Consider the following 15,222-nt stretch of genomic DNA (forward strand, 5'->3'; position numbering starts at 1 on the left):
TAAAATATGAGAAAATATATCTCAATCCGCCTAATGGTGGATTAGATTTATATCAAAAAGTAAAAGAATATATTGAGTTTTACAACACCAAAAGAAGACATACTGAAATTGGAAAAGTACCCCCAAATCAAATATTTTACCAAAAACAAATGGCTTCTTAGAAATTAAAAATATCTTTAAGCTGTCCTAAGCATTGGGAGTATCATATACCGTTTCGATGATATTTTTATTGAATCACAAGATCTAAAACAAATGACTAAAGATTTCAGTCATCAATCAAGTGAAACCACAACCAAACTCTATGTAAGAACCAACACAAATCGGATTAGTTTACCAGCAAATGGAAAGCGAACTATAGTTGTCGCCGGGCTTTCTAATACCGAAAGAAAACTAGACAACACACAGATGCAGGCATTAGAAGATGCAGTTAATGATCTAAACAGTCTAAATCTGGAAGCTGTAAGTCTAAAATTTGAAAAAAGAACAGAAAAGCAACACGAGGAATCCAACAACAAAAACTCAACCGTACTCATACTCAGAGACGCTAGAAATATTAATGATTTCCGAGAAGGAGAATTCGCGATAGCAAGTTTCTCAAAAAATGGCAACCCTGGATCACCCATCACCATAACTCCTAATAATACTGAATTAAATACTCCAGAATTCTTTTTTAAAGGCATTTTTTTACACGAACTTGGACACACATTCGGAATTGTTCACTCCGATTTTGATACGCGAACCTCTTGTGGTTTGAATACTACTGATGGTTCCAGAAACAGAGTTATCGAACACATTCCAGGTACCAGCACTGATACCAGTGATACCAATTCAATAATGGCTGCCTGTGCTACCGATATCGGCGTATTCTCACTGACATCACAGGATAAAACCGCAATCCGCAGAATTTTTCAGAGAGCCGAATTTTAATAATAACAACATAGAAGGTCATCTAGAATTTCTATATGACCTTCCTATTTTAAGCTACTTTCTCTTTCTAAAAATATAACTCATCCAGACTGGATCATTTTCTTCAGACACTACCGATTGGCGATCGACAAACTCCCAATTAGCATCATTCATATAATTTAACAAATCAGACGTTCCTTCCAAGTCTTCTATTTCTTTAATAGTAATTCGTTTTCCTTCTAAAGATTTCTGCTCTTGTACTTTTATTCTTTTTACTCGCCCACTATTATTAGCCTTTTGGACTACTATAATTTCTAAATAATTGTATTTAGGAATTTCCTGTGATTGTATCGAAAAAGAAATTAACAAAAGAAAAACTGTAATTGTATATGATTTCATGTGTATGGTTTTAATCTTTTAAAAATAAATAAAAAACAGAAAACCCTTCTTGAGATCAACTCAAAAAGGGCTTCAATATTTATTACAAAGGAAAATATCCTTATGCTTCAAAAGGAACTATAGAAACATAAGATTTATTATCTTTTTTCTTAGTAAACTTTACTACACCATCAATTTTAGCGTGTAATGTATGATCTTTACCAGCGTAAACATTCTCACCTGGCTTATGTGTTGTACCTCTTTGTCTAATAATGATGTTACCAGCAACAGCAGCTTGACCTCCGAATATCTTAACTCCTAAGCGTTTTGATTCGGACTCTCTACCATTCTTCGAACTACCAACTCCTTTTTTATGAGCCATTTTCTTTAGATTTTATATGATTAATCAGTTGGATTATTTCTCAATCCCACCATCTAATTTATCTTGCCATACTTTTAATTCATCCCACTTACCATCAGCAGCCATTTCTGCCTGTTTAGGCCAGGTATCAGGCACGTGATTACCACGAACATCCTTGATAAACTCAGCAATCTGATTAGGGTCAGCTTTTGCCAAATCTGCAAAAGTTACAATTCCATTAGCATTCAAGGTTTCAGCAATTTTAGGACCGATCCCTTCAATCTTCTTAAGATCATCTCCCTTTGCTGTCTTCTTTGAAGCGGCTTTCTTTTCAGTTTTTGGAGCTTCTTTTTTAGCCTCTTTCTTTGGAGCAGCTTTTTTAGCTCCAGAAGATACTATATCTTCTATTATGATTTCAGTAAGAGATTGACGGTGACCATTTCTAACACGGTATCCTTTACGTCTCTTTTTCTTGAAAACGATAACTTTATCACCTCTTAGGTGTCTTGTGATTTTTGCTCCTACTTGAGCTCCATCTATAGCTGGGGCGCCTAAAGTAATATTTTCACCATCTACAGTAAGAAGAACTTTGTCAAAAGCGACTTTATCTCCTTCTTCACCTGCTAAACGATGTACAAAAACTTTTTGGTCTTTTGCAACCTTAAATTGCTGCCCTGCTATCTCTACAATTGCGTACATAGCGTAACGTTTAATTTATTTTATACTAATAAAAGAACTACTGCCTATTCAATTTAGGCGGGTGCAAATATACTGCTAATTAATTAAATGGCAAATATTTTATACTTTTAAAGAATAAGAATTGGAGTTTTTTTTCGTATTCCAGCTTTCTTTAAATAATTGCATAAAAGATAGTGTTAATACAAAAGTGGTTGCAAACCCCATAATAGCCGAAACAAAAACGACAAGACCCACACCTACATGATAATGAGAACTCCAATTGGCAAGCATTATCGGAAGAAAATCAGTATTTATATTCGTAACGTATACTGCAAAGAAAATAACAAAACCTACTGTAGCATTAAACCCTGTAAATAATCCTGCCATAAAACCTTTCTGATATTCAAAAGCACTTCCTTTCTCTTTTTTATAATCTTTCATAGCTCTATACAAACCAATGGCAACGATAATACCATTTCCTAAACTAAATATAGGATTCGTTTGTACACCTATCAATGATAAAATTAAAAAATATGCGATCAATCCTATTGCGATGAGAACTCCATATTTAACTGGTATCGTTGACTTCTTCATGATTCAATGTATTTGATTTAACATAAATTTATGAAATTTAGATCGTTTTTCAACCCAACAAACTGTTAATTTATTGTTTTTAAGTAAATTAGAATTACGTATCGCTTTTTCACAAAAGTTGTAACAAAACACGATATTTACATACAAATCTGATAAATAAAATTATTACTAATGAAAACTAAATTTTACACAATTGCTTGTGGACTTGTAATTGCCGCATCTATTAGTGCTCAGGAAGTGGAATTTACGGAGTATGACATGGAGAATGGTCTTCACGTAATTTTACATCAAGACAATGGGGCACCAGTAGTAACAACCTCCGTTATGTATCACGTAGGCGGAAAAGATCGTACGGAAGGTCGTACTGGATTTGCTCATTTTTTTGAACACCTCTTATTTGAAGGAACAAAAAATATAGGACGAGGAAAATGGTTTGAAATCGTTTCCTCTAATGGAGGACAGAATAATGCTAATACCTCACAGGACAGAACGTATTATTATGAGGTTTTCCCCTCTAATAATATAGAACTAGCCTTATGGTTGGAATCAGAACGAATGTTGCATCCTGTGATTGACCAAAAGGGCATAGACACGCAACAAGAGGTTGTAAAAGAGGAAAAAAGATTACGTTATGATAACTCTCCTTATGGTCAGCTACTACCCGTTTTAGGAAAAAACCTATTTAAAATACATCCTTATAAAGATCCTAATATAGGATACATGAAAGATCTGGATGCCGCCACATTGGATGATGTAATTGCCTATAATAAAAAATATTACATCCCTAACAATGCCGTTTTAGTCGTTGCGGGAGATATTGATATTGATAAAACCAAAAAATTAATTAACGATTATTTTTCTGCCATTCCCAAAGGTGAAAAAATTACGCGCAACTACCCTAAGGAGGAACCTATCACAGAACAAATTAACACCAAAGCATATGATGCCAATATTCAGATTCCTGCAACAGCTATTGCCTATAGAACACCAGGATTTAGAGAAAGAGATGCTTATGTATTAGAAATGATCTCCACATATTTGAGTGATGGAAAAAGCTCAAAACTTTATAAAAAAATGGTGGATCAACAAAAACAAGCCTTACAAGTAGGTGCTTTTAGCATCCCGCAAGAAGATTATGGGATGTATTTGGTATTTGCACTTCCGGTAGGAGACACTACGCTTGATGTATTAATTACCGAAATGGAAGCAGAAGTTGCAAAAGTAAGAGATGAATTAATCTCTGAAAAGGACTATCAAAAGTTGCAGAATAAATTTGAAAATCGTTTCGTAAATTCTAATTCCAGTGTGTCTGGCATCGCTAATTCTCTCGCAAAATATAATCTGCTATACAAGGATACCTCTTTGATTAATAAAGAAATCGAAATCTACCGCTCTATTACGCGTGAAGAAATTAAAGAAGTAGCAAGCAAGCATCTGAATCCTAACCAAAGAGCCATCATTGATTACTTACCAAAAGATAAAGCTGAAAACTAAGAAATTATAAAAAATGAAAAAAATAATAATAACATTGGTATTGGCTTTTGTGGTCATAAACCTTAAGGCGCAAGTTGACAGAAGCAAGATGCCTAAATCTGGCCCAGCTCCAGAAATAAACCTAAAAGAAGCCAGACGTTTCGAACTCAATAACGGATTAAAAGTATTAGTAGTAGAAAATCACAAGCTACCCAGAGTAAGCATACAATTGCAAATTGACAACTCTCCTATACAGGAAGGAGACAAAGCCGGAGTTGCAAGCCTTACATCCAGCCTCCTAGGCAATGGCTCTACCTCCATATCAAAGGATGATTTTAATGAAGAGGTTGATTTTCTGGGTGCAACGATGAATTTTGGATCACAGAGTGCTTTTTCATCTTCTTTATCCAAATATTTTCCAAGAATATTAGAGTTATTGTCTGATGCTGCCATCAATCCTAATTTTACTCAGGAAGAGTTCGAAAAAGAAAAAGCAAAGCTGATTACCGGGTTAAAAACTCAGGAAAAAAACGTTGCCTCTATTGCTGGCAGAGTGCAGAGAGTACTGGCGTATGGAGCAAAGCATCCTTATGGAGAATTCACAAGTGAAAAGACTGTAAATAATGTAGCGCTGGAAGATGTGAAAAGTTTTTATGAAAAATTTTTCACTCCCTCTAATGCATATCTTATTATTATAGGAGATGTTAATTTTGAAGAAGCGCGTTCATTAGTAAAAAAAAGTTTTACTCCCTGGTCTAAAAAAGGGGTGTTTTCGGTTAATTTCTCTAAGCCTGCTAATGCCCAATATACACAAATCAACTTTATAGATGTTCCCAATGCAGTACAATCAGAAATTGCTGTTCAAAATTTGGTAGACTTAAAAATGAGTGACCCTGATTATCTTCCTGCATTGGTTGCCAATCAAATTCTGGGAGGAGGAGGAGAAGCACGTCTTTTCCTTAACCTACGTGAAGATAAAGGATACACATATGGTTCTTATTCCAGATTAGGCAATGACAAATATGCCCCGTCAAGATTTAGAGCAACTGCCAGTGTGCGTAACGTAGTAACTGACAGTTCTGTCGTTGAAATTTTAAAAGAAATAGATCGTATTAGCAAAGAACCCGTTTCTGCAGAAGAATTAAAAAACACAAAAGCCAAATATGTTGGTAATTTTGTTTTAGCACTGGAAAAGCCAGAAACCATTGCTCGATATGCATTGAATATAGAAATTGAAGGTCTTCCTAAAGATTTTTATAAAACCTATCTAGAACGTATCAATGCAATTACTATAGAGGATGTACAAAAGGCTTCAAAAAAATATTTTAATATTGATAATGCACGCGTTGTTGTAACAGGTAAGGGAAGTGATGTTTTAGAAAATCTGGAAAAAGTAACTTTTAATGGCAAGAAAATTCCCGTTTTATACTTTGATAAGTATGGCAACAAAACGGAAAAACCGAATTATAATGCAGCCACTCCAGAGGGTGTAACCGCTCAATCCGTTTTAGAAACTTATTTCAAGGCAATTGGCGGAAAAGACAAGCTAGAAGCTGTACAATCTACTTTTATGACCGCCGCTGCGACTATGGGAGGCGCAAGTCTAAATATGACGACCAAGGTAACTACAAACAATCAAACAAATACAGACATCTTATTTGGCGGTAATTCTGTGAGCAAAAACATATTTGATGGCATAAAAGGATATAGAATGGTTCAGGGGCAAAAAATTGACTATACCGAAGAAGAAACTACAGACGCAAAAAAAGAAGTTTTTCCTTTTCCAGAACTTAAGAACGCTACAGCAGCATTAGATGGTATTGATTCTTATGATGGTGGCAAAGCGTATAAACTAAAAATGAGTGATAAGAAAACTACTTATTTTGACACAGAAAATGGTCTGAAAGTGAAAGACATTTTAGTACAGGAACAAAATGGTCAACCAACTACAACAACAATTGATTATAGTAATTATAAAGAAGTTAATGGAATAAAATTTCCTTTTACCATTTCAATTGCTGTCGGTCCGCAGAAATTTGATTTCAATGTTTCTGATGTCAAAATCAATGAAGGTGTAAGCGATGAAGATTTTAAATAGCACGTCACATTAGACAAAAAATATAAAGACCCGTTCTACACCAGAACGGGTCTTATAGTATTTATGATTTAAAAATACCCACATAAAAGTTGAAATAGTAAACTACCTCGGGGCAAGCCCGAGGCATTTATTGAAAAAAACATGTTGACTTCGAGGAAAGCCACGGAGCATTTAATACGATTTGTGATTAAAAAATTCGTATAAATTCATTGAATTATTTTTTCTTTATGCAAGGCAAAAAAATCAAGCATAGCTATAGCTACGGTTTATTTTTTAAACGAAGTAGAAAGAAAAAAGAAACGATGAATATGCGAAATTTTTAGTTATAAATCGTATAAATCTCGATTATCGAGTAACCTGAGCTTATTATGTAGAAGATTAAAAACCATCAATCCTAGTGTTTTGAAAAAGAAAAAGTGTATCGAGATTAGGTTTTTATACCAAATTCTTAAATGAAGTCACCATACCCTGAGTTAAAAAAGAAATTATTTTAGCATGTAATCTCATTTAAGAAATGGCATCACACCCAAAACACTTGTTTTCGAGACAAAATTTTTATCAGAATTTCACTCAAATCGACGCACTGGAGTTAATCAGAATCAGGTTCGTATTATTTTTTTCGATTTGCCAGATATACTCCCAGAATAATGATTCCTGACGCTAGTCCCTGATATAAAGTGAATATCTCACCATCTAGCATACCCCATGTCATCGCAACAATTGGGATGATATATGTAACTGATGTCGCAAAAACCGGTGTGCTTATCTGAACAAGCTTGTTAAATAAAACCTTGGCTATTCCTGTACCCAAAATTGCTAGAATAAATATATACCCCAAACTTGTATGCACCTTTGGATCTGTCAACACTGCAGTCTTAAAAAAGCCTGAAAAAACCAATATAACCAATGAAGGTATTATCAACATTATAAAATTACCGTTGGCAATAGCCATTGGGGAGATATTTTGCATATAGCGTTTTATAATATTTACATTTATAGCATAACAAACAGAAGCAACAAGCACTAGAGAAACGTACCAATAATTTTGATTAGGGTTGACAGCGGCTCCTTCCCATATCAATGCCAAGCACCCCATTAGCCCCACAATCACGCCAATTAACTGATTTTTATGAAACCCTAGTGAAAATATCAGTGTTCCCAAAATCAATGTTACCAATGGAGTTGTAGAATTTAGTACAGAAGCAATTGCACTGTCTATTTCAGTTTCGGCAAATGCAAATAAAAATGCTGGAATAAAATTTCCAACAAACGCAGAAATAGTTACCCATTTCCATTCTTGCTTTTTTATTGTTTTTATACTTGAAAAACCAATTAATAGTAAAAATATCGCTGCTAATAATGTTCTGATTGCTCCTAATTGTATAGGAGTAAAACCAATCAATGATTTCTTTATCAAGATAAAAGAACTACCCCATACTAATGACAGTACTATCAGGTAAATCCATTTAAGATTTTTCTCTTGCATTTCTTTTTAATAGATCGCAAAAATCACTAAAATTATGCTAGCAGTATCTACATATCAGAAAAATTTAACGAATATGTGATTTATTTAGAGAATAAAATTCAATCGCTCTAAAATATCAATATTTTTACCTCTAATCAAAAATAACAACAGGGCTAAAACCATATCCTTCTTTGTTATTATCTCCAAAATGAATCTTATAAGTGATCTCATCATTTTGATCTCTACTTACATGCCCAATTCTGGCCATGGGTACAATTACCATATCGTCCTTATACTGAGCAGTCATAAATCTTAATTCTACAATTTTCTGCAACCCGTCATCTGTCTTAAAAATTTTGAAATCTACCTTCTCCTGTGCAATATAATCCTGTAAATTTCCTGACAAACTATCCAGCTCTTCTAGTGTTGGAGACAAGATTATTCGATGACCTGCTGCCCCCCATTTATGTTTCCATATATAATCTTCATATTTTAACATCCCTCCTCTAAATTGATTTTCTACTGCCGATAACTCATAACAAGTTGGATTAAAAGGATGTTTTATATAAGGCGAAAGTCGTTTGGAAACCTGAAACTGCCTAGCAGGATGATTAACAAACTTTAAAGAATTATACTTTCTATCAAACCGAAACCTCCACACGTCTGTTTTTTCCGGGTAATTTTCTTCAAAAAGTGCTTCAGATATCAATATTCTATTATAAAACCGAGTAAGCCTGATCAATGATGTATTCGTATCAGAATCAGGGTAAAACAATTCGCCATCTTTTTCAAAAATAGATAGTGCATCCACCATAGCAACACTTTCTTTTAATTCCTTTTGTGTTGCATAAAATTCAAAATTAGTTTTTTGGTTTTTAATATTAAGATCTACAATGGCAGCTCCTGCTGTTCCTGTACCAGTTATCAACTCATTGTACACTTTTATGAAATCTTCCCAGGAAGTAAATGGACTATCTGCAAAAATAGAAGCATTCATAAAAGACATCCTATCCAAGAGGATTTGATTTAATTTTGCAGCGCTAAAAGGATACGTGGCTACGGCCTGAAATTCAATATTCTGAAGACCATTCTCTGAAACTGCCATATCAAAACTACCTAGAGAAAAACCACCTCCCTGTTCGACAGGCAGAAGGTTTTCTAAGACTGAATCAAACCCATCAAGCACACATATATCAGGAAAAGTATCTTCTGATATTTCCTGAGTAGCCTTTTTAATAAAATCGACAAAAGAATTTGACAAAGAACGGCTAATACCTACATAGTAGTTCGCTATTCTCATTTGTCCACCATTCTCGAGACCATTCTTAAAATGATATTCTTCTGTAAAAAAAGTTATCATTTCCTGATAAATTTTATCAGGAATACGATCAATAAAACATTCTTCTTCGGTAATTTTATTCGTGTTCTTTTTTTTATTTTCCAATTGACCTCGAATTATACCATATCATCTTTAAGTTGACTTATGGATGTGTTTTTCATAACTCTTATGCAATGCTCTTTTTTAAATGAATAAAAATCTAAAAAAAGCTTTATCCCGCCATTTCTAAAAACCTCTATTCCTGTATCGCCTGGAGAAGCCTGGCTTTCTAATCTCCTATACAAAGGCTCTAAAAACAGCTCTTCGCATAAGTTTCTTTTCTTTAACCCTTCCTTTGCGATATCCAGCAGTTCTCGAAGTAAACTAATAATAGGTTTCCCGTCAATGTAAACACAAAAAGCTTTCTTGATAGACTCTGATCGTAAATCCTGCCATTCCTGTAATGAGAATCGATTCATCAATTTTTCTGAATTTTCTAAGTTCTCAATCAATCCTAATGTTAAAGCAACAGAAGTTAAGGTTTCCTTTGGAGGTTGCTGACAGCACATTCTGCTTTCTATGGTACCATACCTGGGTACTAAGCGAGCATTAAACCAACTAAATGGAATCAGATATTGCATGTCCGTGATATCTGGCTCTATACTCACCCTGTTTCCTTGCAAATTAGTTGCTATTGTGGCCGTTTTTCCGAATAAAAATTCATAGAAAGTTTTTTTGTTTTCTATCTTTAAGAATTTACCTGCTCTCTTCACCAGCAAGGGTTTAAAATCCAGTAAATAGCTCACATAGGCTTCTATATTTTTAAATTTAGGTGGAATTCCTATTTGATTACGTCTATCAGTAAAACATTGTTCCCAGAATATTTCGCGATTGGTTTTACACACTGCATCTATGCGACCATTCCATATAGGAGAATTAGAATGCAATGCAATTTGCAAACCAGAAAGAGCGTTCAATACATTTGTAGCACGTACAGCATCTTCTAATTCAATTTCTATATGGCATTGATTAGATGCTGTTATCGTTAATAAATCAGCGTCCACTCCTTGTGATGCTGAAACTATATAATTCGTATAAGAAAACTTCTTAAAAAAGCAATATCGCTCCCTGGACATCAGCAATTTAGAAGAAGGTGGTGTAACCGGTTGTATACCATATCCTAATATCAAACAAGATCGATGATCAAAATAAGTTATCAGTACTAATAATAGTTCTGAAAATCTGGTCTGAATATCATACAAATTATCCTGAGGCGCTAAAACTAATTCTAATATAGCATACCCAACATCTGTTGTCACTGAATCAAAATCATAATTGTATTTACCAAGATTAGTGGTATTGATCTTATTTGCAACTGTAAACAGACCAGAAAAAGAATCTTTTCTAAGCACAAAGCCTTTTCTTTCTAAATACAGAAACATATCCTGAATAACATCACTACCTACCGCTTCACCCTTGTGAGTAACAACTGGTAATTCACATTCAATCCCGATTCCTCTTGCCTTGTTATTCTTTGTAAAACGAAAACCTTTTGTAAACTCTGAAACTATGGCTTGCATTAATATTATCTATTTAAAGAAGTACATAAAAACACTATCTGCCATATATTTATAACAAATAAAGCAATTCAAAAATAGACTAAAATTTCCCCAAAAAATAAAATAAAAAAACCAAAAAAAACAGGATTTACCGCAACAAACTACTTCACAATGTATTACAAAAATGAAAGAGGTGAATAACCATACAATTATTATTGTTTCATAATAATATATTCATAGTGAGCATATAAATCGTGTAATATCATTTGCATTTTCTTACTTTCTGAGGTTATGCAGGAATTTTGAGAAAAACAATTCAGGAAGTTATATTATTCTCCCCACTTGATAGTTTCTACTAGATGCAGTACATCATTATGCAAATAGTTTGCCGCTGGTTGTATAGAATCGTAATTGGGTCTTACTTTAAAATATACAGATCCGGATAAAAAATGCGTCGTACTATCTGTCACATAAAACTGACTCTGTGATGCAGCATTACCAGATACAGTATAGATTCTACCATATATTTTGTCTTCAGTATTTATAAAATCTTTTGGCTTAATGGCATCTGCTTTTACAAAATGTTCCTGGGTAAGATTCTGAGCATCTCTGAGAAGTGAATCCAGGTTATTATGTATTTTGTGATATGAAATATAGACTGTTGCCTTTAGGTCAGGATACTCCAGATTGTACCAGCATTTTCTATTATATTTTGGTTTTTGAAACTTGCTGATCTTATTTTTCTCAAAAGTATACGAACAATCTGTTTGAAATTTTTCATAATCAGGAGTAGGATAACTTAATCGCAGCATCCCTTTAGGTTTAGGTAAAGTCTCTCCTCCACAAGAAATCAATAAGCAGAAAATAATTACTAAAAACAAAGGGTATGAAGTTCTCTTATTCATGAATTGTTATTTTTACTCTTTTAATACGCTTGTTATCTAAGGCTTCTACCTTAAAATCATAATTCGTTACAGTTAGTACTTCTCCCGGCTTAGGAAAGCTTCCTGATATTTCTAATAAAAATCCTGCTACAGTCTCGGCATCACCTTTTTTACTCTCAAAAATGCTCGTATCTTCTAATTTTAAAATCTTATAAAAATCTTTTAATGAGGTTCGACCTTCAAAAACATAATTATAATCATCTAACTTCGAAAATATTAAATCTTCATCATCAAACTCATCACTAATATCTCCTACAATTTCTTCAATAATATCTTCAAGAGAAATTAAGCCACTTGTCCCGCCATACTCATCAACTACAATTGCCAAATGATTCTTTTTATCTTTAAAATCGTTTAACAAATCATCTAATTTCTTGTTCTCCGGTACAAAATATGGGTCTCTAAGCAAATTAATCCAATCAAAATTTTGATGATTTATATATGGCAATAGATCTTTTACATACAGAATCCCGATTACCTTATCAATACTATCTTCATAAACAGGGATGCGAGAATATCCTTTTTCAATAATCTCTGATAAAATATCCTTATATGCAGTCTGATTATCTATTGCAAAAATATCAATTCTGGGGATCATAACCTGTTTAGTATCGGTATTACCAAAAGACACAATTCCCTCTAGTATTTTTTTTTCTTCGGTAGTGGTATCTGTATCAGAAGTTAATTCTAATGCCTGAGATAATTGATCTACACTAATATTTGACTTCTGTTTTCCTAGTTTATTGTGAATTCCGATAGTTACAAAACGCATTGGAAGGCTTATCGGGCTTATAAGCCAATCCAATAAACCCAATGGTCTAGCCATAAAATTAGCAAATTTGAGTCTATTTCTACTTGCGTAGACTTTTGGTAAAATTTCCCCAAATAGTAAAATCAAAAAAGTAACTACGCCAACTTCTACAATAAATCTTAGTTTTAACCATTCCAGCCCAAATAATACAATTTCATCAAGTCCCTTAAAATAAATTTTTCCAAGAGAATCAAAAAGAAGTACGATAGCTATATTAATAAAATTATTGGCGACTAATATAGTGGCTAGTAATTTCTTAGGTTTACTTAATAATTTGCGAATTATTTTTTGATTTATCGACGCATCCTCATCATCTGTTTTTAAATCAGAAGGTGTTAAGGAAAATAAAGAAACTTCACTACCAGATATAAGCGCAGAACAGAGCAATAAAAACAAAAGCACAGCAAGATTAATTAGCTGTGAAGTATCAAAAGCTGCTAATAGAATAAATAACGGTTCAGGATCAGGATCCAAATTAAGAGTGTTTAGTTAAACATATCAGAATGGAAGATTATCTTCTTCCATCCCTGGGGATGTTGATGAAACAGACTGTTCACGAGAATCAGAAGTTTCTACTCCCGATTGTTTTTTTTGTGCAATCATTTCAGTTTGTTGGTTTTCATTTTTTGGAGTTAAAAACGTAAAATCAATACATTGTATTTCTGTGCTATATCTGTCTTTACCCTGATCATCCTGCCATTTTCTTGTTTTAAGGCGACCTTCGATATACACTTTATCTCCTTTTTTTAAATATTTTTCGCATATTTCTGCAGCCTTATTACGAACTACGATCGTATGCCATTCTGTAGAAATCATCTTTTCTCCAGTACTTTTATTTACATAAGAATCATTTGTTGCCAGCGGAAATCTACCTATGCATCCTCCTCCTTCAAACCAACGCATCTTTACTTCATCACCAGTATGCCCAATAAGCATTACTTTATTTAACGTCCCCGACATATGCTTTATTATTTATAGTAAATGTAATAAAAAAGCACCACACCTAAAAAACCCGATCTATAAAATTACCTATTAATATGGGAACCGGATATTCTTTGATTTTTTTTGTCTCCACAAGTGTATGTCCCTCAATTTTGTTTGGTTTTTTTATAAGATTAATAATATAGAAACGAGTATACAAATGTTGGTGTGATAACTTATGGATTATAAACGGCTCTTCATAAAGCGTAATTTCATACTTCACATCTCCTATTATATCCTTAAAAATATCAGAATTCTCTATATAATTCATATCTACCTCACTATTGGCTTCTACTAACGGAAACTCATAAAGGTTTTGCCAAATACCTTTGCCTGCTCTTTGCCGGATTATTGTTGTACGTGTATCGATAAAAAATATCAGATAATTAAAGTATCTTTTTTTTATCTTTTGTTTTTTGAGTTTTACAGGTAGTACCGAAACCTTTCCTTTTTTAAGCCCTTCGCAGCTTTCATTCAAAGGGCAAATGATACAATACGGACTTTGAGGCTTACATTGTAATGCTCCAAACTCCATAATTGCCTGATTATGAGTAGCAGGATCTTTATGATCTATGAGTTCAATTGCCAGTTTTTTAAAGTTCTTTATTCCCTCAGTACTATTAATAGGTGTAGCTATATTAAAATAACGGGATAAGACCCTATATACATTTCCGTCTACTACGGGAACAGCTTCATTATAACATATTGATGCGATCGCGCTGGCGGTATAATCTCCAACTCCCTTTAGCGTCAGTAATTCTTTATAAGTGACAGGAAAAACACCTTTAAGATCATTAGCAACATACCTGGCAGTAGCGTGCAAGTTCCTTGCTCTGGAATAATACCCTAATCCCTGCCATAATTTAAGCACCTGTTCTTCCTCGGCATTTGCCAGGTCAAATACCGTAGGATAGGTATCAATAAACGACATATAATACGGTAATCCTTGTGCAACTCTGGTCTGTTGCAGTATAATTTCGCTGAGCCAAATCCGGTAAGGATCTGTAGTTTCTCTCCACGGCATTGTTCTTTTGTTTTGTAAGTACCACGAAATGAGTTTTTTAGAGAAAATCATAAGTAAATCATAAGTTTTACAAAATTAAACGTTTAAAAGATGATAATTTCATCTTAAGTATTGATATTTTGGATTTTAAATTATTATATTTGCCCCCTTGAAAATTTAAAAACCCCTAAATAGGAATCTAATGACTAAAGCAGATATTGTAGCAAAAATTTCAGAAAAACTAGGAATAGAAAAAGGAGATGTTCAGGCAACCGTTGAAACTTTTATGGAAGAAGTAAAAAGTTCTTTAGAAAGTGGTGATAATGTATACCTAAGAGGATTTGGTAGTTTTATCATTAAGACAAGAGCAGAAAAAACTGGACGTAACATTTCTAAAAACACTACAATTAAAATTCCAGCACACAACATCCCAGCTTTTAAACCGGCAAAAGTTTTTGTAGAAGGAGTAAAAACTAACGTAGAAGTTAAGTAAAAAATTAATAATAAATAAACAAGCACACACTATGCCAAGTGGTAAAAAACGAAAAAGACATAAGGTAGCTACGCACAAGCGTAAAAAGAGAAGAAGAGCTAATCGTCACAAGAAAAAGTAGTTTTCTAACTACTTTTTTCTTTTAAAAAAGTTCTTTGAA

The 15,222-nt window shown here is 33.5% G+C and carries 16 protein-coding genes; 5 read left to right on the forward strand and 11 right to left on the reverse strand.

Annotated elements, in window-relative coordinates:
* Nucleotides 1-14 precede the first annotated feature (14 nt).
* Complete coding sequence (locus F0000_RS28605) at nucleotides 15-161, forward strand: IS3 family transposase (RefSeq protein WP_223148899.1); 147 nt, start codon at nucleotides 15-17, stop codon at nucleotides 159-161.
* A gap of 67 nt (nucleotides 162-228) precedes the next feature.
* Nucleotides 229-927 (forward strand): M57 family metalloprotease, encoded by a 699-nt coding sequence (locus F0000_RS12680; protein ID WP_255452713.1) that lies wholly within the window; start codon nucleotides 229-231, stop codon nucleotides 925-927.
* Between the two features lie 54 nt (nucleotides 928-981).
* Here the strand turns inward: F0000_RS12680 and F0000_RS12685 are convergent, their stop codons facing one another.
* The 4 genes from F0000_RS12685 to F0000_RS12700 all read right to left on the reverse strand — a co-directional run bounded on the left by F0000_RS12685 (nucleotide 982) and on the right by F0000_RS12700 (nucleotide 2,917).
* Nucleotides 982-1,305 carry a hypothetical protein gene (locus tag F0000_RS12685; RefSeq protein ID WP_149625096.1) on the reverse strand — a complete coding sequence of 108 codons (324 nt, stop codon included), beginning with the start codon at nucleotides 1,303-1,305 and terminating at the stop codon, nucleotides 982-984.
* A 100-nt stretch (nucleotides 1,306-1,405) separates the two neighbouring features.
* On the reverse strand, nucleotides 1,406-1,666 hold the full coding sequence (rpmA, locus tag F0000_RS12690) for a 50S ribosomal protein L27 (RefSeq protein WP_149625097.1): 261 nt from the start codon (nucleotides 1,664-1,666) through the stop codon (nucleotides 1,406-1,408).
* A gap of 33 nt (nucleotides 1,667-1,699) precedes the next feature.
* A complete protein-coding gene (gene rplU / locus F0000_RS12695) occupies nucleotides 1,700-2,344 on the reverse strand; it encodes a 50S ribosomal protein L21 (protein ID WP_149625098.1) in 645 nt (214 codons plus the stop codon).
* A 99-nt stretch (nucleotides 2,345-2,443) separates the two neighbouring features.
* Entirely contained in the window at nucleotides 2,444-2,917 is a 474-nt protein-coding gene (locus F0000_RS12700; protein WP_149625099.1) for a DUF4199 domain-containing protein, read from the reverse strand.
* Nucleotides 2,918-3,088: 171 nt separating this feature from the next.
* Here F0000_RS12700 and F0000_RS12705 point away from each other — a divergent pair, with 171 nt between their 5' ends.
* Together F0000_RS12705 and F0000_RS12710 are read left to right on the forward strand one after the other, a co-directional pair.
* On the forward strand, nucleotides 3,089-4,411 hold the full coding sequence (locus F0000_RS12705; protein ID WP_149625100.1) for a pitrilysin family protein: 1,323 nt from the start codon (nucleotides 3,089-3,091) through the stop codon (nucleotides 4,409-4,411).
* 13 nt (nucleotides 4,412-4,424) lie between these two features.
* Nucleotides 4,425-6,488, forward strand: a complete 2,064-nt coding sequence (locus tag F0000_RS12710; RefSeq protein WP_149625101.1) for a pitrilysin family protein — start codon at nucleotides 4,425-4,427, stop codon at nucleotides 6,486-6,488.
* 610 nt (nucleotides 6,489-7,098) lie between these two features.
* Here the strand turns inward: F0000_RS12710 and F0000_RS12715 are convergent.
* From F0000_RS12715 to mutY, 7 genes are all read right to left on the reverse strand, one after another.
* Nucleotides 7,099-7,974 carry a DMT family transporter gene (locus F0000_RS12715; protein ID WP_149625102.1) on the reverse strand — a complete coding sequence of 292 codons (876 nt, stop codon included), beginning with the start codon at nucleotides 7,972-7,974 and terminating at the stop codon, nucleotides 7,099-7,101.
* Between the two features lie 130 nt (nucleotides 7,975-8,104).
* Complete coding sequence (locus tag F0000_RS12720; protein ID WP_149625103.1) at nucleotides 8,105-9,397, reverse strand: hypothetical protein; 1,293 nt, start codon at nucleotides 9,395-9,397, stop codon at nucleotides 8,105-8,107.
* An 11-nt stretch (nucleotides 9,398-9,408) separates the two neighbouring features.
* Nucleotides 9,409-10,851 (reverse strand): glutamate-cysteine ligase family protein, encoded by a 1,443-nt coding sequence (locus F0000_RS12725; RefSeq protein WP_149625104.1) that lies wholly within the window; start codon nucleotides 10,849-10,851, stop codon nucleotides 9,409-9,411.
* A gap of 308 nt (nucleotides 10,852-11,159) precedes the next feature.
* Complete coding sequence (gene gldD / locus F0000_RS12730) at nucleotides 11,160-11,735, reverse strand: gliding motility lipoprotein GldD (RefSeq protein ID WP_149625105.1); 576 nt, start codon at nucleotides 11,733-11,735, stop codon at nucleotides 11,160-11,162.
* Nucleotides 11,728-13,059, reverse strand: coding sequence for a gliding motility-associated protein GldE (gene gldE / locus F0000_RS12735; RefSeq protein WP_149625106.1), 1,332 nt, complete (start codon nucleotides 13,057-13,059; stop codon nucleotides 11,728-11,730). The genes gldD and gldE overlap by 8 nt, the downstream gene beginning before the upstream one ends.
* A gap of 24 nt (nucleotides 13,060-13,083) precedes the next feature.
* Nucleotides 13,084-13,545 (reverse strand): single-stranded DNA-binding protein, encoded by a 462-nt coding sequence (locus F0000_RS12740; protein ID WP_149625107.1) that lies wholly within the window; start codon nucleotides 13,543-13,545, stop codon nucleotides 13,084-13,086.
* A gap of 43 nt (nucleotides 13,546-13,588) precedes the next feature.
* On the reverse strand, nucleotides 13,589-14,641 hold the full coding sequence (mutY, locus tag F0000_RS12745; protein WP_149625108.1) for an A/G-specific adenine glycosylase: 1,053 nt from the start codon (nucleotides 14,639-14,641) through the stop codon (nucleotides 13,589-13,591).
* 130 nt (nucleotides 14,642-14,771) lie between these two features.
* On the opposite strand from mutY, the gene F0000_RS12750 reads away from it, so the two are divergent.
* Nucleotides 14,772-15,062 (forward strand): HU family DNA-binding protein, encoded by a 291-nt coding sequence (locus F0000_RS12750; RefSeq protein ID WP_024768281.1) that lies wholly within the window; start codon nucleotides 14,772-14,774, stop codon nucleotides 15,060-15,062.
* The last annotated feature ends 160 nt before the right edge of the window (nucleotides 15,063-15,222 follow it).

This window comes from Aquimarina sp. RZ0 (assembly GCF_008370685.1).
GTDB lineage: Bacteria > Bacteroidota > Bacteroidia > Flavobacteriales > Flavobacteriaceae > Aquimarina.